Source organism: Labrenzia sp. THAF82 (assembly GCF_009363435.1).
Lineage (GTDB): Bacteria > Pseudomonadota > Alphaproteobacteria > Rhizobiales > Stappiaceae > Roseibium > Roseibium porphyridii.
The window spans coordinates 6,251,612-6,269,506 of the sequence record NZ_CP045354.1; the positions used below are offsets into that span (position 1 = coordinate 6,251,612).

Annotated in this window: 15 protein-coding genes; 5 read left to right on the forward strand and 10 right to left on the reverse strand. The window is 55.7% G+C overall.

Annotated elements, in window-relative coordinates:
• Nucleotides 1–38 precede the first annotated feature (38 nt).
• The 10 genes from tsaE to FIV00_RS28830 all read right to left on the reverse strand — a co-directional run bounded on the left by tsaE (nucleotide 39) and on the right by FIV00_RS28830 (nucleotide 12,279).
• Nucleotides 39–1,565, reverse strand: a complete 1,527-nt coding sequence (gene tsaE / locus FIV00_RS28785) for a tRNA (adenosine(37)-N6)-threonylcarbamoyltransferase complex ATPase subunit type 1 TsaE (RefSeq protein WP_152503915.1) — start codon at nucleotides 1,563–1,565, stop codon at nucleotides 39–41.
• Between the two features lie 21 nt (nucleotides 1,566–1,586).
• Nucleotides 1,587–4,097, reverse strand: a complete 2,511-nt coding sequence (locus FIV00_RS28790) for a PAS domain-containing sensor histidine kinase (RefSeq protein ID WP_173006202.1) — start codon at nucleotides 4,095–4,097, stop codon at nucleotides 1,587–1,589.
• 248 nt (nucleotides 4,098–4,345) lie between these two features.
• The gene (gene ahcY / locus FIV00_RS28795; RefSeq protein WP_152503916.1) at nucleotides 4,346–5,734 is read right to left on the reverse strand and encodes an adenosylhomocysteinase; all 1,389 of its coding nucleotides are present in this window, start codon (nucleotides 5,732–5,734) and stop codon (nucleotides 4,346–4,348) included.
• Between the two features lie 217 nt (nucleotides 5,735–5,951).
• Entirely contained in the window at nucleotides 5,952–7,046 is a 1,095-nt protein-coding gene (locus FIV00_RS28800; protein WP_152503917.1) for a serine hydrolase, read from the reverse strand.
• A gap of 12 nt (nucleotides 7,047–7,058) precedes the next feature.
• Complete coding sequence (locus FIV00_RS28805) at nucleotides 7,059–8,363, reverse strand: class I SAM-dependent methyltransferase (protein WP_152503918.1); 1,305 nt, start codon at nucleotides 8,361–8,363, stop codon at nucleotides 7,059–7,061.
• Nucleotides 8,364–8,422: 59 nt separating this feature from the next.
• Nucleotides 8,423–8,707 carry an HPr family phosphocarrier protein gene (locus FIV00_RS28810; RefSeq protein ID WP_152503919.1) on the reverse strand — a complete coding sequence of 95 codons (285 nt, stop codon included), beginning with the start codon at nucleotides 8,705–8,707 and terminating at the stop codon, nucleotides 8,423–8,425.
• Nucleotides 8,708–8,715: 8 nt separating this feature from the next.
• A complete protein-coding gene (locus tag FIV00_RS28815; protein WP_152503920.1) occupies nucleotides 8,716–9,120 on the reverse strand; it encodes a PTS sugar transporter subunit IIA in 405 nt (134 codons plus the stop codon).
• Nucleotides 9,121–9,256: 136 nt separating this feature from the next.
• Nucleotides 9,257–9,724, reverse strand: coding sequence for an HPr kinase/phosphorylase (locus FIV00_RS28820; RefSeq protein ID WP_152503921.1), 468 nt, complete (start codon nucleotides 9,722–9,724; stop codon nucleotides 9,257–9,259).
• Nucleotides 9,721–11,541: a sensor histidine kinase gene (locus FIV00_RS28825; protein WP_152503922.1), complete on the reverse strand. Its 1,821-nt coding sequence runs from the start codon at nucleotides 11,539–11,541 to the stop codon at nucleotides 9,721–9,723. Before FIV00_RS28825 ends, FIV00_RS28820 begins: the two co-directional genes overlap by 4 nt.
• A 39-nt stretch (nucleotides 11,542–11,580) precedes the next feature.
• Nucleotides 11,581–12,279, reverse strand: a complete 699-nt coding sequence (locus FIV00_RS28830) for a response regulator transcription factor (RefSeq protein ID WP_152503923.1) — start codon at nucleotides 12,277–12,279, stop codon at nucleotides 11,581–11,583.
• Between the two features lie 512 nt (nucleotides 12,280–12,791).
• Here FIV00_RS28830 and FIV00_RS28835 point away from each other — a divergent pair.
• From FIV00_RS28835 to FIV00_RS28855, 5 genes are all read left to right on the forward strand, one after another.
• Nucleotides 12,792–14,402, forward strand: a complete 1,611-nt coding sequence (locus FIV00_RS28835) for a phosphoenolpyruvate carboxykinase (protein ID WP_152503924.1) — start codon at nucleotides 12,792–12,794, stop codon at nucleotides 14,400–14,402.
• 197 nt (nucleotides 14,403–14,599) lie between these two features.
• Nucleotides 14,600–14,932, forward strand: a complete 333-nt coding sequence (locus FIV00_RS28840) for an XdhC family protein (protein WP_152503925.1) — start codon at nucleotides 14,600–14,602, stop codon at nucleotides 14,930–14,932.
• 14 nt (nucleotides 14,933–14,946) lie between these two features.
• Nucleotides 14,947–15,576 (forward strand): LysE family translocator, encoded by a 630-nt coding sequence (locus FIV00_RS28845; RefSeq protein WP_173006203.1) that lies wholly within the window; start codon nucleotides 14,947–14,949, stop codon nucleotides 15,574–15,576.
• Nucleotides 15,577–15,580: 4 nt separating this feature from the next.
• Entirely contained in the window at nucleotides 15,581–16,276 is a 696-nt protein-coding gene (locus tag FIV00_RS28850) for an XdhC family protein (RefSeq protein WP_152503926.1), read from the forward strand.
• Nucleotides 16,273–17,883 carry an NTP transferase domain-containing protein gene (locus FIV00_RS28855; RefSeq protein WP_152503927.1) on the forward strand — a complete coding sequence of 537 codons (1,611 nt, stop codon included), beginning with the start codon at nucleotides 16,273–16,275 and terminating at the stop codon, nucleotides 17,881–17,883. The genes FIV00_RS28850 and FIV00_RS28855 overlap by 4 nt, the downstream gene beginning before the upstream one ends.
• The last annotated feature ends 12 nt before the right edge of the window (nucleotides 17,884–17,895 follow it).

Sequence of the window (17,895 nt, forward strand, 5' to 3'; positions counted from 1 at the left end):
CTCAATTGATAGTAGACCGGCATCGCACCCTTGCAGGCTCAATGCCGGAAACCGTTGTACCAGTCTTTCAGTTCCGACAGATTCGGCCTGTCAAGCACCCGGTCGAGATAGCCTAGCATACGGGGCAAATGGCTCAAATATGCCGGCTTGCCGTCCCGTCTGGCGAGCCTGACGAAGATGCCGATGATTTTGGAAATCCGCTGCGCTGCCATCACCGAATAGGCAGCGGAGAACCCAACCTTGTCAAAACCCTGCGACTGATTTTCCCTTAAAGAGACATAAGCATCAAAAAGGGCTGATTCCAGATCCTGACTGATATCCGCTCGAGCGTCGAGCAACAGCGATGCAACATCATACGCCACCGGACCGTAGACCGTATCCTGGAAATCGATCAACCCGATCCGATCGGTTCCTGTTGCGTCGTACTGCCAAAGCAAATTGGGTGAATGAAAATCGCGTAAAACCCATCCGTATTGCGCAGAGGCTATGGATTGCAACGTCTTGCGCCACAGGTTTTCAAACGACACCCGCGCGGCGACATCAACCACTCGCCCGGTTTTTTCAGGCACATACCAATCCAGAAAGAGCGAGGCTTCGGTTATCAATGCATCCGACGAATAACCGGGCACCTCGTAAGTTCGGTATCCGTCAACTGGAAGTGATCTTGGCCAGGTTTGACCATGCATATTTGCCAGCACTTCAACGGCGGCGAAATACCGTTCCGAGACTGGAGCACCGTTCTTGACGATGGTTTCGCGGCCCAGATCTTCGGCCAGAACAAGCCCCTTGTCAGGCTCGGCTTCATAGACTTTCGGCGCTCGAAATCCACGTTGCCGGAGTTCCGCCCCGATCGCCAGAACCGAGCGGCAATCCTGCGCCAAGTGCACACTGGACATATAGTCGGAGACGCCTTGAGCGAGCGTGTTCTGGTGAAACGGCCAGCGCATCAGCACGGCCGACCTGTCATTCGCGGTAACCGTTTCGAAGGTCCGCAGCGAGGCGTCACCGGCCAGAAACCGCCGTTCAGCATCCGGAAACGAAGAACGTTCCAGAAAGGTTCTGATCTCGTGCGTTTCCAAAGTTCGAGCTTGCCAGGATATGTCCGCTGCATGAAATCGAAACAGACGCTTGTCCTCGGCTTCATCGGGCTGCGTGATCTGGATCCAAAGGGCCTTTTCGGGCAGCAGCTCCTCTGCCTTCTCCGGCCACTCAATCAATGCCGCCCCGGTTTCCAAAAGATCTTCAAGACCCAACTCTTCCAGTTCTTCGGGGTCCTCAAGGCGGTAAAGATCAAGATGTGACAGATCGAACCGATCGAACTCGTATGTCTGAACGAGCGTAAAGGTCGGACTTGGTACTTCCAGCTCAGGGTCATTGGCGAAGGACCGCACAAGTGCACGGGTCAAAGTGGATTTACCAGCGCCCAGATCTCCCGAGAGGCAGACAACATCGCCGGCTCTCAACATGACGGCCAGATCATTTGCCAAGCGCCGCGTATCAGCTTCGTCGGCAATCGTCAGTTCGAGGAAAAAGTCTGGTATGGACCGCAGCTGGTGATCTGCCATGTTTGCTCTCTGGCCAGCGGTCTATTCGGCAGCGGCCTGGTCCGCCTGTTCAGGCCGAGCCGGGAAAGCGCATGTGACCGTTGTGCCATTGCCCTCATCGGAATCGATCTCAACCGAACCACCATGGAGCTCAACGAAGCTCTTGACGATGGCAAGACCCAAGCCAGCGCCCTGTCGCCGTGCACCCGTGTCGTGACCGACAAACCGGTTGAAGACCTGCGTCAGGATCTCGGCCGGAATGCCGTAACCATGATCCTTGACGATGAATTTTACCGTGTCGTCTTCACGGCTGCAGCTGACATCGACGACACCGTTTTCCTCGGAATAGCGCACCGCATTGGCAATCAGATTGAACAGGACCTGACGCAACCGTTTTTCGTCGGCAATCATCATGCCGATATCGGCAGGTACCTGCGTCCGCAAATTAATCTTTGCTTCGGCAATCCGATCCTTCAACCCTTCAACCGCCGCAGAGACCGTGGAGGCGACGTCAACCTCGCCGAGGTCCAATTCCATGATGCCGGCATCGAGCGTTGCCAGATCGAGAATGTCGTTGATGATGGCGAGCAGCGCCGAGGACGACGATTGGATGTATTCGGCGTATTCGCCCTGCTTTTCTGAGAGTTCGCCAAATTTCGGATCGGCCAGAAGTTGGGCAAATCCAATGATGTTCGTCAGCGGCGAACGCAGCTCATAAGACACATGCTGGATGAAGGCGTTCTTGATCTGATCAGCCTGCTGCAGAGCCTCGTTCTTTTCAAGCAGCGCCCGCTCGACATTCACGCTGTCGGTCACGTCAACGAATGTGACAAGCGTGCCGCCGTCCGGCAGAGGAACCGTGGCATAGTCCAAAACGTCGCCGTTGTGCCGCTCAAGGCGACTGACATTTTGAGTACGGTTGTCCAGAAGGCCGGTAACGTTGCTGGCAAGCAGATCCCAAGCCTCTTGCTCCGTGTCGCTCAGAACACAGGCTGACACAACTTCCTTTACGTGCGGAAGTTCTGCCAGCCGATCTTCTCCGAGGCTCCAGATGCGGCCGAATGCAGGGTTCCAAAGACGAAGGCGCCCGTCAGAGCCAAACACGGCAACAGCTTCCGACAGATTGTCGAGCGTTTCGCCCTGGACCCTTGTGAGGGCATTGTACCGACTTTCCAGATCCAACTGCTCAGTCACGTTTTCATAGATATAAGTAACGCCGCCTTGCGGATGCGGATTGGCGATCACGCGCAAGGTGCGCCCATCGGGCAGGTGCCACCAGCTTTCCCGGGCTTCAAGAGACTGGTAGCTCTCCAGCATCTTGTTGCGCCAGACCCGATAGTCTGCCTGTTCAGGCAACTTGCGTGCAGCCCGGAGTGCGTCGAGCACGGCGCCGTCTTCAGGCTGGCCTTCCAGGAAGGACGGGTCCAGATCCCATAGCTGACGGAAGGCGGCATTGTAGAATTGCAGTTTGCGGTCGCTGCTGAAGATCGCGACGGCGGCAGCCAGCTGGTCCAGCGTCCGGCCGTGAAATTCCTCAGCGCGTCCCATTTCCTTGCGGGACTGTTCCAGCTCACTGATGTCCACGGCAATACCGGCTCCGCCGACATTCGCATTGACATCAGTGACTTCAAAGACGCGGCGTTCACCTGAAGCCACAATTGGAATTCGGGCTGAGAAGCAACCATCTTCAGTTCGCTTCACGGCCATGGCCGTGCGAGCTGCTGCGTCGAGGAAAGTGGCCCCTTCCTTCACGGCGGCATCTGCCGTCGGCATTTCGACCGCCTCCGCATAGGCCGCGTTCGCCCAGATCAGATTGCCTTCGGCATCTCTTTGCCAGGCAGGTGCGGGCATGGCGTCAAGCAATGCGTGCAGCATATGCAGCTCGCCTGATATCTTGGCGTTGCGTGCGGCAAGCTCGGCTTGCATCTGACGCTCGCCCGTCAGGTCGCGCAGCCGAAGCACGACGGCTCCGCCTGTCGTGCGGCCAAGTGCCTCGACATAGCTGCCGGTTCGGGTCTTCAGTGTTGTGGTGAAGGCCTCACCCGTCCGGAACAACAGGTCCAGATGCCGTTCCAGATCTCCCGCGCACTTGGCGGTCAGCCAGCTGCCGAAGGCAAGCAATTGTGCCGGGGGACGCGGAACACCGGATGTTTCGGGAAGGACGCCCCAGATCTGGGGCATTGCGCCATTGCCAGTCCAGACAATCACCCGCTGCTCGTCGGTGTTGAGCATGGCTTCAAGCCGGTCCACCCGGAACTTGAGGTCACTCTTTTCCTTTTCCAACGCGCTGGTTAGCTGGGCGGACTGCTTGCGATGACGGACAAGTGCGACGGCAGCAGTTACAGCAAACGCGCAAATGCCGCCAAAAGCACCAAACAAGATCATCGCACCGGGATTGATTGCTGCAGCGGTGTCAGCGAGCATGTCGGCAGAGGCCGGAACGCTGGACAAGCCAAAGGCCGTCAACGCCGTACCACCAAGCGCAACCGTTTTCGGACTCCAATCTCGCCACGTCGCGCGTGATCGCGCGCCGTCCCTGCTGCCTTTCGGCATCTTATGATCCCCTTAGTGCCGCCTTGACCCGTTTTTTGCGGGCTGCAGCTCCCGGATTCTGGGAGCAAATCAAAGACATCTGCCTCCTGGCCTTTGATTCGCTTAAACCATAACCTTTTTGAGAATCACGCAGAAGAGTCCGTTGCTGAAAAGTTAACAGGACCCTTCAAATTGAAGGGTCCTGCATTTTTTTGTTCACAGCACCGAATCGAGGCGATCACTACATCTAGTGGATCGCCAATCGCAAATCAGTACTTGTAGTGTTCCGACTTGAACGGACCAGCCTTATTAATCCCCAGATATTGGGATTGCTCGTCGGACAATTCAGTTAACGTGACACCGAGTTTTTCCAGGTGCAGACGAGCGACCTTCTCGTCCAGGTGCTTCGGCAGCACATAAACTTCGTTCTTGTACTCGTTGCCTTTGGTATAGAGTTCGATCTGCGCCAGAACCTGGTTGGTAAAGCTTGCAGACATCACGAAGCTCGGATGGCCTGTTGCGTTGCCGAGGTTCACCAGACGTCCCTGCGACAGCAGGATCATGCGCTTTCCATCCGGAAATTCATACATGTCCACCTGATCCTTGACCGGGCGCAGCTTTGTGTTCTTCAAAGCGGCAACCTGGATCTCGTTGTCGAAGTGGCCAATGTTACAGACGATCGCCATGTCCTTCATGCCACGCATGTGGTCAAAGGTGATGATGTCCTTGTTACCGGTTGCGGTGACATAAATGTCGCCCTCCGGCAGTGCCTGCTCCATGGTCTTGACTTCAAAGCCGTCCATGGACGCCTGCAAGGCACAAATCGGATCGATTTCAGTGACGATCACGCGGGCACCTGCTCCGGCGAGTGACTGTGCAGAACCCTTGCCGACATCGCCGTAACCGCAAACCACCGCAACCTTACCAGACATCATGACATCGGTGCCGCGACGGATACCGTCGACCAGAGATTCGCGGCAACCGTAGCGGTTGTCGAACTTGGACTTGGTGACACTGTCATTGACGTTGATTGCCGGGAACGGCAACGAGCCGTTTTTCTGCATCTCGTAAAGACGCAGAACGCCCGTTGTGGTTTCTTCCGAAACACCCTGGATCAGGCTCTTCTGTTTCGTGAACCAACCCGGGTTTGCAGCCATGCGCTTTTTGATCTGCGCAAAGAGACATTCCTCTTCTTCAGACGTCGGATTTTCAATGAGACCGGTTTCTCCGGCCTCGACCCGTGCGCCAAGCAGGATGTACAGCGTTGCGTCGCCGCCATCATCGAGGATCATGTTCGCACCTTCGGGGAAGTCGAAGATCTTGTCGGCATAATCCCAGTATTCTTCCAGCGTTTCACCCTTGATGGCGAAAACCGGAACGCCCGATGCGGCGATGGCTGCTGCTGCCTGATCCTGTGTCGAATAGATGTTGCAGGACGCCCAGCGAACTTCAGCACCGAGTGCAACCAGCGTTTCAATCAATACCGCGGTCTGGATGGTCATATGCAATGACCCGGCGATGCGAGCGCCCTTAAGCGGTTTGCTTTCACCGAATTCAGCACGGCAAGCCATCAGGCCCGGCATTTCGTGTTCGGCAATTTCAATCTCGGTACGGCCCCAGTCGGCGAGCCCGATGTCCTTGACAATGTAGTCGGTCATTAATGTGTCCTGCTGTTTGAGCCAGCGTTAAAGGCCAGGCCTTGAGAAGGGCATTGAACCAGCCGGTGACTTGAAACGAGACAAGTATGGCGGCAGCCCCAGGCTGATTTCCGAAATGTTTCCCGGAAATCCTGCGGCGGTTTATACCTGCCCAACGAACATGACGCAATAAAGATATAAAGAATTCTTTATATCATTTAAAATTCCTTGCTAGGCCTCAATTCAGCAGTTCAACAAGAACGTCGAAAGTGACGGAAACATCGTCATTGGCTTCCGCAGAAAGATACACGACTGTCACGCCATGCTCCGGGACATGTCGCACATCAGCGGAAAATCCGACATCGCCACCTGAGTGACCAACCACTTGTCCCAGATCCGGATCGGTTTCGATTTCAACTCCCATACCGTAGCCCTCACCAATCGGGTCTTGCAGCAGACGCACGATGCTGTCCCGGCTCAAGACGTCGCCCTCGTTGAAGAGAGCACGATAGAACGACGCGATGTCTTCGGCGTTTGCCACCAGTCCACCATCGCCAAACCCGAAACCGATGAGAAAGGCGTCAACAGGCTGGAGGCCGCTGCCAAAGTCCTCATTTCCCTGCACGAAGTCATCCGGCCCCACACCAAACCCGAGGACTTGCACCTCTTTGATACCGGTCGGTAGGAAAATATTTTCCGAGAAAATCCTGTTCATCGAAGAGCCGGTTACCTCTTCAAGAATGATCTGTGCCAGCAGGTAGTTGCTGTTGGAATAGTCATAAGCGTTTCCAGGAGCAAAGAGTCGGCCCTCATCCGCAATCGTCCCAACAGCCCAGTGAAGAATTTCCCTAGCGGTCTCGCCCGCCGCGACCCTGGACAGGCTTTCCAGATAATACGCTTCGTCCAGATAGTCCGGCAGCCCGCTTGTCATGGTGAGCAGATGAGCAATGGTCAGATGATCCGCGCCGCCGAGCCCGTCAATGACGTTACTCGGCAACCACATTGACACCTTGTCATCAATGTTCAGAACGCTCTTTTCGTGAAGCTGCAACAAGGCAACGGACAAAAACAGCTTGCCGAGCGAAGCAGTCAGAAAACGACTGTCACGCGCAGTTGGAGGACCAGATGGCCGTTCCACGCCACAGGTCAGCCAAGCCTTCGCGTCAGGTGTCTGGACATAGAGAACCCGAGCCGGTCCGTGCGGCGAGCAATCCGACCCATGAATGTCCTGAAGGAGCTCTTCCAGATCGTTAGTTGTTTGCGCATGCAGCGGCAGCACAATAGCAACAATTAGGATCGACAAAAGACATGCGAGGCAAGACAGGCTGCGCATCACGAACTGACCTTACTTTCTGTAGAGGTCTTCACGTGTTGGCGGCATGCCGGACAGGCCCTTGGTCCGCCGAGAGGTCACCGTCTGAAAAATACCAATCGAACCACGTTCAAAACCCAGCGAGACGCCGATCAGATAGGCCAACCAAAGACGGTATTTCTCTTCGCCGATTTCGGCGATGGCCGCATCCTTGACCGCCATCAGGTTCTCGGCCCACAACCGTGTGGTTCTGGCGTAATGCTCGCGCCAGGCTTCCACGTCGTGCACTTCGAAGCCATGAGCTTCGAGATTGGTCAATGTCCAACCGATATGGTCGACCTCTCCACCGGGAAAGATATAGCGCACAAGTGCCTGATATTCCGGCTTCTTACGGCGGAAGGCTTTCAAATCCTTCTTGCCGCGCCGGGTGATCGCATGGTGGAGGTAAAGTCCGCGTGGCTTTAACAGGCGATGCACGCTCTGGAAATAATTGTCATAGTTGTCGAGACCGACAGCTTCGAACATTCCGATGGAAGAGATCTTGTCGAACTTGCCATCCATCTCGCGATAATCGATCAGCTTGACCGAGACCTTGTCTTCCAGTCCACGCTCTTTGATCCGTTCTTCAGCGAGTTTCAGCTGCTCTTCGGCCAGCGTGACACCGACAGCGTTTACGCCATAGTGTTCGGCAGCGTGACAGATGAGCGCGCCCCAGCCGCAACCGATATCGAGCATGCGCTCGCCGGGCTTCAGTCGCAGTTTCCGGCAAATCATGTCCAGCTTGTCTTTTTGAGCTGTCGCCAGATCGTTCGACCAGTCCGTGAAATAGGCACAGGTGTAGACCATCTCCGGATCCAGAAAGAGACGATAGAAGTCATTGGAGACATCATAATGAAAGGCAATGTCGTCCTTTCGACTGCCAGAGCTGCGGTCTGCTGCACGTCCGGCGTCCAGCCCGTCGGTCTGCCCTTTGACGGCATTGCTGCCCAACAGAAGCGGCAATGCGTTTTTCAAAAGCAAAGTCTTTTTCAGGCGCTTCCGAATTTCGCGGCCTTTGACCTTGGGTCTTTTGTCCGCAAAATCAAAAATTGTGCCGCCGCGTGGGTCGATCCTGCCTTCGGAGTAAAGGTCGACGACCGTCTTGATGCCCGGACGGCGCAACAATTGCGTCAGCGCCGTTTGACCGAGCGCGATCCGCATTCCATTTTCCGGCATTTCGGGAGGCACCCGGCTTCCGTCCCAGAGTTCAAATCCGAACTCAAGCTCGAGCGCTTCATGAATATGGGTCAAAACGGCTGTTGCGGATGAAATCAACCGGTCTTCGGAGTTACCTGCCATCGTTCTCCTCAATAAAGCTGACGGGAATGGCCCGAAGGTTGCGGAACGGGCAATAAGAGTCAGTCAGTCTCGCCGAAACCGCTTTCAACCAGTTCTGAAATCGCTGTCAAAGCCTCTTCAGCGTCAACACCTGCAACACAGACCTTGATGCAGCACCCCGGGCTGGCAGCCAACATCATCAATCCCATGATCGACGTGCCACCAACTGTCTGACCGTCTTTGGACACGTTGACGTCTGCCTCGAAGGTTTCGACCAGTTTCACAAGTTTAGCCGATGCCCGCGCATGAAGGCCGCGCCGGTTCACAATGGTGAGATCTCTTTCCAACGGTGTGTCTGCTGTCATGTTTTTTATTAGTTCTGTCCCGACAGCACCTGACTAGCAACGGAAATGTATTTTTGCCCAGCCTGGCGAGCCTCGTCGACAGCTTCTGCCAATTCGCGATCTGCCCTGACACTGGCCAGTTTGATGAGCATGGGCAGATTGACGCCGGCAACCACTTCGACGGACTTGCTGTCCATAACCGAGATTGCCAGGTTCGACGGTGTTCCACCGAACATATCGGTCAGCAAAACCACACCCTTGCCGGAATTGGCTGCTTCGACGGCCGTTAGAATGTCCTGCCGACGCTGCTCCATATCGTCATCCGGACCTATGGAAATGGTTTCGACCTGTTCCTGAGGCCCGACAACATGCTCCAGCGCCGCCTTGAATTCCTCGGCGAGACGCCCGTGGGTCACAAGTACTAGTCCAATCATGTGTCGTTCGGCCTGACTATCGTGTGTTATCTGCTCAGGGTTCCGGTCAGAACCCGGAACGCGCCGGGCGTTTATCAGTCTGATGCACTCTCTTCAACCGTTTGCAGACATGCAAGCAAAAAAGATCCTCGATCCCTTAAATATAATCCAGGTTCCCTGGAAACAGCGCGCGAAGCGCCCAACGGATCATACGCATGCTATTGACTGGCCGGTCTTCAGGACACTTCAGAGCCGGGACCTGAATGCCCTCGAGCATCACATGATCCAATCGGTTTTCAGGTAGCCGTTCCAAATCACTCAACGGCTGAAGGTCAATGACAAGATGCACCTGCGCCCGGTGGTCAACTGCCTGTTCAACCAGACCGAAACCACGCACTTCCATTCGTCCACGGATCGCCTCCGGCGCTTCAGCGAGAAGCCGTGTCCCCTTGCCACTCAAATAAACATAGTCGTCCGAAACGAGCCGCCCGAAGTTTCCTCGAGACGAGGCCGCTTCTATCAGAAGGTCACACAGTGAGGTCTTGCCGCTTCCGGCGCTTCCCCGGATCAACAATCCGATCGTGCCGACAATGGCACAATTCGCATGGACGGCTTCAGCTGTCACTTACCCGGTCCAAGCGGCAGATAGATTACAAACCTTGCCCCGGCGATTTTCTGGCTGCCATCCGCGCCCTGCTCAATACGGTTGGTCGCCGTCAGCGTGCCGCCATGCGCCTCGATGATCTGCCGTGAAATCGACAGGCCGAGACCTGAATTGTTTCCGAACCCTTCGCCGTCTGGCCGATCGGTATAAAAGCGCTCAAAGATCCGGTCGGTGTTTTCCGCACGGATGCCCGGGCCATCATCATCGACCATGATCTTGAACCCACGCCCCTCCCGGCTGAGATCAACCCGAACAGTTCCGCTTGCCGGAGAAAAGGAACGGGCATTGTCGAGAAGGTTGCTCATGACCTGACCCAGGCGAATGTCATGACCTTGCATTTCGTAGGGCTTGGCGCCTTGAGCATCGGCGACTGCCAACTTGACGCTGGCATCGTCAGCACCGGCCGTCTGATTGGCCGCATCCGCCATGTTGCGCAGCAATTCGGCAATATCGATGGTTTCAGCCTGGATCCTGGCAAGCTCCGCATCGAGACGTGAAGCATCGGAAATATCGCTGATCAACCGATCGAGACGGCGCACATCGTGCTGGATGACTTCCATCAATCGATCCTGCGAGTTCTTCGACTTGGCCAGCGGCAACGTCTCAACGGCGCTCCGCAAAGAGGTCAGCGGGTTCTTCAGTTCATGCGCAACATCCGCCGCGAACCGCTCAATCGCATCGATCTTGTCGTAGAGCGCATTTGTCATCTCGCGGAAGGAGCGGGCCAGATGGCCGATTTCATCCTGACGATCTGAAAAATCCGGGATCTCCTCGCGCGAGGCCGAAGATCCACGCCTTACCCGGTCGGCAGCGGCAGCAAGACGGCGCACCGGTCCTGCGATCGTTCCCGCCAACAGGATAGACAAAAGGATCGTGACGGTCGCTGCAAACAGAAAGACCCTGATGATCGCTATTCGCTCCGCGCGGACGATGGCATCAATATCCCCACCCTGCGTGGAGAGTAGCAGCGCTCCCAAAACCGCCCGGAACCGCTGGATCGGAACGGAAACCGAGACAATCAATTCACCCCTTTGGGAAATTCGCGTCACGCTCGCCGGGGACCCGGCAAGCGCAGCTTCGACTTCCGGATAAGCCCGGCCATCACCTCCACCAACTTCCTGATAAAGTGGCAAGTCACCCTGCTGAAGCCAGCGCTTGGTCCATTGCCAGAGCGAATTCCAAAATCCCTCTTCTTCTGCCGTAGGCGGCGGCAGATCAAAGCGCAGGATCTGGGCACTGGAATAAAGATGCCGGGAATCGAGGATCAAGATGCCTTCAGGGTCATAGATCCTCGCCCGCGTTTTTGTAGGCGAAATCAGACGGCGCAATACCGGTCCAACCCGCTCGGGATTGATCGGAAAGTCCAGGCTGTCGAGATCGTCGGTTGTCGGCGTTATGCTCTCACCGGCCTGCAGCTGCAAAAGGCGTTCAGGGTCAACCGTGATGGTGCCGGTATCGACCGTGGCCGAAGCTGCAATCGCACCGGCAATGATTTCACCTTGAGTGAGCAGGCTCTGAACACGGGCATCAATCAGTCCGGCGCGAAACTGATTGAGATACAAAATGCCGATCACGAGCGCCAGCAGACCAACAAGGTTGATCGCGATGATCCGTCGCGTCAATGACGACAGCACGTAGGTTCCGAAGATCCGGCCCAGCTGATTGAGAAGGCGCCTGCGAATGCGCTTGTTGCCGAGACGGCGCAAGCGCGAGCGCTCCGAACCGTTTGCAGGTTCGGTTACCGTGCCGTCTTCGACGCTCTCGCTTTCAACCGCCATTCAGGCTCGCTCTAAGGTATTTGGACGCTTGCGGTCCAGTCAGGCTTCCCGGAACCGGTAGCCAACACCATAAAGTGTTTCGATCATGTCGAAGTCGTCGTCAACAACCTTGAACTTTTTCCGGAGACGTTTGATGTGGCTGTCGATGGTCCGGTCGTCGACATAGACCTGATCATCATAGGCTGCATCCATCAACGCGTTTCGGCTTTTAACGACACCCGGGCGCTGCGCCAAGGCGGACAGGATCAGGAATTCCGTAACAGTGAGAGTGACCGGCTTGTTGTTCCAGGTGCAGGTGTGCCGTTCCTGGTCCATCACAAGCTGGCCACGTTCCAGCAGTTTGTCGGCGTCGTCACGCGGGGCGGAGGCATCCTTTGGCTGAGCCCGGCGCAAAACCGCGCGCACACGCTCGACCAGCAGACGCTGCGAAAACGGTTTGCGGATGAAATCGTCTGCACCCATCTTCAGACCGAACAATTCGTCGATCTCATCATCTTTCGATGTCAGGAAGATTACCGGCAAATCGGAGTTCTGACGAAGACGGCGAAGCAATTCCATCCCGTCCATGCGCGGCATCTTGATATCGAAGATCGCCAGCTCCGGCGGATCGGTCTGCAATCCGTCCAAAGCCGATGTTCCATCGGTGTAAGACTGGACGCGATACCCTTCCGCCTCCAGTGCAATTGAGACTGAGGTCAAAATATTACGGTCGTCATCGACCAAGGCAATTGTCGGCATGCTTTGTGTTTCCATTTCCGGCTACGCACCGATGGCAAGCTTTAGTGTATCACACAGCGTTTGGCCTGCTAAATGCGCATAAATTAAGGCAAACCGCATGAAGAGATGCGTTGAAAATCTGAAAATCGCCCCTACTGAAAGCATTGATGGAGTGCGCGCCGAGAAAATTCAAGATGTCGCGGACCGTAAGATCAATAAAGGCGTTTGACGCGACCAAGCAATGAACACAGCCGCAGATTCGACCAGGCGGATACGCGAGTCTTGCGCGTTTTCTTTCGATTTTTTCGCCAATCCGAACATTCCGAAGGTTTCGGTTTTTTATTCGCGATCCAAATTAAACATTGGAAAATAAACGCGGGATTTTAATCGATTAAACAATGACATAGCACTTTTGGTGGTCTTGCTGCCCCTTGGGCATTCCACTACGTTCGCAGCCCTCAGCGCCGGATCTGTCAACTTTTTTGCTTGTCCGGCAGCGACAAACACGCCCACATCACGAGGACTGCGGGAACATGAAAGAAGTCGGTGTCAGGAATCCTTCCAAAGGTTGCGATATTTTTGGTTTTAAGGGCCTGAAGGCGCTCTATTGGAACCAGAATGAGCCTGCACTTTATGAGTATTCTCTTTCTCGTGGTGAAACCCGACTCGCGGCCGGCGGCGCAATTGTCGCGGAAACCGGCATTCACACTGGTCGCTCCCCGAAAGACAAATTCGTCGTGAATGACGAAAGCACAAAAGATACCGTCTGGTGGGACAACAATGCGCAAATATCCAAGGCGCAGTTCGATCAGCTTCTGTCGGATTTTCTTCAGCACGCCGAAGGGAAAGAGCTTTTCGCCCAGGACCTTTATGGCGGCGCAGACGCGACCCATCGTCTGCCGGTACGGGTCTTTACCGAATATGCCTGGCATTCGCTCTTCATTCGCAACCTGTTGCTGCGCCCTGAACTCAGCGACCTCGATGGCTTCGACCCTGAGATGACGATTGTCGATCTGCCAAGTTTCAAGGCCGATCCCGACAAACACGGCTGTCGTTCGGAAACGGTTATCGCCTGTGATCTTACCCGCAAGATCGTTCTGATCGGGGGGACGTCCTATGCCGGTGAAATGAAGAAGTCGGTCTTCACGATGCTCAATCACCTGCTGCCGGCAAAGGGCATCATGTCAATGCACTGCTCGGCAAATGTCGGCGCGCAAGGCGATACAGCGGTCTTCTTCGGCTTGTCCGGCACTGGCAAAACGACGCTCTCTGCCGATCCCAGCCGCACACTGATCGGCGACGACGAACATGGATGGAGCGAAAGCGGCGTCTTCAACTTCGAAGGCGGCTGTTATGCCAAGACTATCAAGCTCTCCAGGGAAGCCGAGCCAGAGATTTTTTCCACGACACAGCGTTTCGGTACAGTCCTTGAAAACGTCGTCCTGGATGCTGCGCGGGTCCCGGATTTCGACGACGGGTCAAAAACCGAGAACACACGAGCTGCCTACCCGATCCACTTCATTTCCAATGCAAGCGAAACCGGCTGCGCGCCGATGCCGAAAACCATCATCATGCTGACGGCAGATGCGTTTGGCGTGATGCCGCCGATTGCGCGACTGACACCGGCTCAGGCCATGTATCACTTCTTATCCGGGTACACGGCAAAAGTCGCAGGAACCGAAAAAGGCGTCACCGAACCCCAAGCAACATTCTCGACCTGTTTCGGAGCACCTTTCCTGCCACGCCATCCGTCAGAATACGGCAACCTTCTGAAAGAGCTGATCGCCAAGCACAATGTGGATTGCTGGCTGGTCAACACAGGCTGGACCGGTGGTGCTCACGGAACCGGCCATCGCATGCCGATCAAGGTCACACGCACTTTGTTGCAGGCCGCTCTTTCCGGCAGTTTGAATGGTGCAGAATTCCGAACAGATCCCAATTTCGGTTTCGAAGTCCCTGTTGCGGTCTCCGGCGTCGAGACAAAAATGCTCACGCCGCGGGAAACATGGGCCGACAAGAATGCTTATGACATACAGGCATCGAAACTCGTCCAGATGTTTGTCGACAATTTCGAGACCTTTGAAGCCCACGTCGATGGCGCTGTCCTGAGCGCTGCACCGGCCTTGCGGGTCGCTGCTGAATAAAAGCCCAATAACATTGTCCCACACAACTTGATCGGCGCCGGGCCTTCCGGCGCCGTTTTTCTTTGAGGCCCGTGACCGGTCAAGACCGCACGCACAACGCGACGTCGACTTGGACTTAAGCGCACTTTCTTAGCCGTCAGAAAAGCCTATATTGAGAACTCCCGCGACCGAACCGGGCTCACGAAGGAGCGCTCTTCATGACCACCGAAACTTCCTCGATACCCGACGTATTGAAAACCGCCGAGGCTTGGCGAAACTCAGGTCGACCCGTAGCCCTGGCCACAGTGATAGAAACCTGGGGTTCAGCTCCACGTCCGGTCGGCTCACATCTGGTGATCGACGCTGACGGCAATTTCGAGGGATCGGTCTCCGGGGGTTGCGTGGAAGGTGCCGTCGTTGCAGAGGCTATCGATGTGATCGACACCGGCCGCCCAACCACGCTTGAATTCGGTGTTGCCGACGAAACCGCCTGGCAGGTTGGACTTTCCTGCGGGGGACGCATTCGTGTTTATGTTGAACCTGTCAACTGACTTCTGGACTTGCCGTGCTTAATATTGAAACCCTTCTCGCTTTTGCCGCAGCCACCGCCCTGTTTGCCTATATGCCCGGGCCTGCATTGCTTTACACTGCTGCTCAAACGATAGCCCGGGGCAGAAAAGCTGGCTTCATGGCAGCCTTGGGCATACATCTGGGCTGCTACGTGCATGTTTTTGCAGCAGCTTTCGGCCTTTCAGCGATTTTCACCGTCGTTCCGACGCTCTATTTTGCGTTGAAAATCGTGGGAGGCATTTATCTGGTATTCCTGGGCGTACAGATGATCCGTACCCGCATGGTTGCCGGATCAACGCCTGACCTGCCTCAAAAAACAGTTCGCCGGGCTTTTGTCGACAGCATCCTGGTTGAGGTCTTCAATCCCAAGGTGGCGATTTTCTTTATCGCCTTTCTTCCGCAGTTCGTCAGCCCGGACGCCGGCTTTCCGATCTGGGTTCAGTTTCTGATCCTCGGTACGTTCGTCAATTGCGCATTCACGTCTGCGGACATCGTGACGGTCCTGTTTGCGAGTGAAGTGAAAAAACGTTTGACCAAATCTTCCAAAATTCAGGACCTGACACGCTGGTTAGGTGGATCGCTGCTGGTTGGACTCGGCCTCAAACTGGCAACGGACCGCGCGTGACACTATGGATCTTTCTCTTCTTCAAGAGCTGAACAGAGACCGAGAGAACCGCAATGCGGCGATCCTTGTTACCCGCATGTCGGATGGCACACAGCGGCTGGTGCACAGGGATGGGAAACTATCAAGTGATCCGCTTGCCGATGACCTTGAACGCAGGTTTCGGTCCGGCAAATCAGGAACCGTGGAAACAGACGACGGCGACTTTTTTCTGACGGTTTCCGTTCCGGCCCCTCGCCTCGTCATCATCGGTGCCGTTCATATCAGTCAGGCCCTTGTTCCAATGGCTGAAATGGCCGGACTGGACGTTACCGTGATTGACCCGAGGACCGCGTTTGCAACTGAGGATCGTTTTCCCGGCAGTTCGCTGAAGGCAGACTGGCCGGAAACTGTTCTCAAAGAGACGCCCCTTGATGCCTATACCGCCGTAGCTGCTGTCACTCATGACCCGAAGATAGATGATTTTCCTTTGATCGAAGCCCTGAAAACCGAATGTTTTTATGTGGGTGCCCTCGGAAGCAGAAAGACACATGGCAAACGCCTTGAGAGGTTGAAGGAGGCGGGGCTTACTGATCTCCATTTCGATCGCATTGATGCGCCCATCGGGCTTGATATCGGTGCGGCCTCCCCTCAGGAAATCGCGGTTGCCGTGCTCGGTTCCATCATTCTTGCCTTGCGCAAGGCTCCGGAGACCGCCAGATGAAATTCGGGCCGTGCCCTGTCGACGAAGCAACCGGCTGCATTCTGGCCCACAAGACCCGACTGGGCGAGCGCACCCTGAAAAAGGGTCATGTGCTTACCCTGCAAGACTGCAACGAGCTATCCGCGGCAGGTGAAAACAGCGTTGTCGTTGCCCGTCTTGAAGACGGCGATATCGGAGAAGACGAGGCCGCAACGCGACTTGGACTTGCTGCCAAAGGCAATGGCATCGTCGTTGATACTGCCGCGACAGGCCGCATGAACCTATATGCCGAGCAGGACGGTATTCTGGTGATCGACGAACAGGCGGTTACCAACGCCAACAGGGTCGACCCGGCAATCACATTCGCAACGCTCGCCAATCACACCAAGGTCGCAGACGGCCGCATGGTCGCGACAGCGAAAATCATTTCTTTCGCCGTTCCGGGAGCCCAGGTGGAGGCGGCAATTGAGGCGATACACATGGCTGTTCGTATCTGCCCGTTCAAATCGCACAATGTCGGTCTTGTTGCGACGGAGCTGCCTCACCTCAAATCGGTAACGATGGACAAGACGAGGCGAGTTCTGGAACAACGCCTGAGACCAAGCCAAAGCAACATCCTGGACGAAATTCGCGTGCCCCATTCCGAGCCGGAAGTTGCAGCCGCTATCAAGGCTCTGGCAGACAAGGGAGCCGATTTTCTGGTTCTCTTCGGAGCTTCGGCCGTGGTTGACCGGTATGATGTTCTGCCCGCCGGGCTGGACCTAGCCGGAGGCAAGGTGAAACATCTTGGAATGCCGGTTGATCCCGGCAACTTGCTCATGCTTGGGGAATATGATGGCAAGCCTGTGCTTGGGGCTCCAGGATGCGCCCGCAGCCCGAAAGAAAACGGGTTTGACTGGGTGCTTGACCGATTGATCGCGGGCCTGGAGGTGAGGCCTGAAGATATCACGGCGATGGGCGTTGGAGGCTTGCTGATGGAAATCGGGACAAGACCACAGCCGCGCGAGGCGAGACGCACAAGCGACGCCCCCAAGATTGCGGCAGTCATACTTGCCGCCGGAAAATCGTCGCGCATGCGCGGGCCCAACAAACTGCTTGCCGAACTGGATGGAAAAGCTCTCGTACGGCATGCAGCCGAAGCTGCGACCAATTCAGGTCTGAGCCAGACTGTTCTGGTGACAGGCCATCGTGCCGACGAAGTCTCAGCACCTATTGCCGATTTGCCTGTAACAGTGGTTCACAATCCGGACTTTGCTGACGGCATGGCCGGTTCGATCCGTGTCGGAATGGATGCTCTGAAGGCTGACACAGATGCCGTGATCATTCTCCTCGGAGACATGCCACGGATTGATGCAAAGGTTCTGAACACTCTCATTGCCACATATGGTGCGAAGAAGAACAACCTGATCATCACGGCAACAGCGGAGGGAAAGCGCGGAAATCCCGTGCTTTGGGACCGGCGCTATTTCTCTGCACTGAAGTCCTTGAGCGGTGATGTCGGTGCACGGCACCTGATTGCGGAAAACCCGGGCTTTGTGGCCGAAGTGGAAATCGGCGCTGCTGCCCGACTGGACCTGGATACTCCAGAGGCGCTGAAAAAGGCCGGTGGCGTCCTTCCAGAAAGCTAGCGCAGAGCACAT